The following is a 1,103-nucleotide window of genomic DNA, read 5'->3' as shown; positions in this document are numbered from 1 at the left end:
CTAGGGCGCGTATTGAGTCGTGATCAAGTTGCGGGATTCGCCTTCGCTGCGGGGCCTGGTCCGGTAGATCTTCTTGTGTGACGCGAGTGCAACTTACAGATGCCGAGTGGGAGTTCATCGGGCCGTACCTGCCGATCGGTGAGTACGGCCCGTACCCTGAGCGGCTGCGGCAGCAGTTTGAGGGCGTGATCTGGCGGTTCAAGACTGGCGGGCAGTGGCGGGAGATGCCGCAGGAGTTCGGCGCCTGGTCAACCGTTCACAACCGCTTCCGGCAGTGGCGTGACGCCGGCGTCTTCGCGGCCCTGCTGGAGGGCCTGATCGCGGAAGCCGCGAAGCGGGGCGAGGTGGACCTGTCCCTGGTCAGCATCGACTCCACCACCGCCCGGGCCCACCACGACGCGGCCGGGATGCACCTGGGCGAGGACGTCCTCACCGCCCTGGAGAAGGCCGCCACTGAGGAGAAGAAGACCAGGTCAAAGGGGGCGGCTGCGACGAACAAACCGGGCAGGACGCCGAAGGCGATCCCGAGCGGGAAGAGCGACGGCGCATCCGGCGTCGGCGCAAACTCCGGCTGAAGGCCGCTCTCCTCGGACGCTCCAGGGGTGGGCAGACCAGCAAGGTCCACCTGGCCGCCGACCGGAAGTGCCGCCCGCTGGCGTTCGTGCTGACCGCGGGACAGGCCGCGGACAGCCCGCAGTTCGTCCCCGTGCTGGGGCGGATACGGGTCCGCGGGCCTGTCGGCCGCCCCCGCACCAGGCCGGATGCGGTCGCCGGGGACAAGGCCTACTCGTCCCGCGGCAACCGCGCCCACCTGCGGAAACGCGGCATCAAGGCGGTCATCCCGGAGAAGAAGGACCAGGCCTCCAACCGGAGGAAGAAGGGCTCCAGGGGCGGCCGGCCCATCAGTCACGACGCCGACCTCTACAAGGAGAGGAACGCCGTCGAGCGCCTGATCAACAAGCTGAAGGCCTGGCGCGGCATCGCCACCCGGTACGACAAGACCCCGGACAGCTACCTCGCCGGCCTCCACCTGCGTGCCTCAATGATCTGGCTCAAGGACCTCACCCGAACCACCAATTGATCACGACTCAATACGCACCCTA

At 68.0% G+C, this 1,103-nt stretch carries 1 pseudogene; it reads left to right on the top strand.

Going from position 1 to position 1,103, the window contains the following annotated elements:
* Window positions 1-77 precede the first annotated feature (77 nt).
* A pseudogene (locus ACWEQO_RS34795) lies at window positions 78-1,081 on the top strand (IS5 family transposase).
* Window positions 1,082-1,103 lie beyond the last annotated feature (22 nt).

Source organism: Streptomyces sp. NPDC004051, from assembly GCF_053604275.1.
The sequence above is the reverse complement of the archived record's forward strand: the minus strand, read 5'-3'. Positions and strand labels throughout refer to the sequence as shown.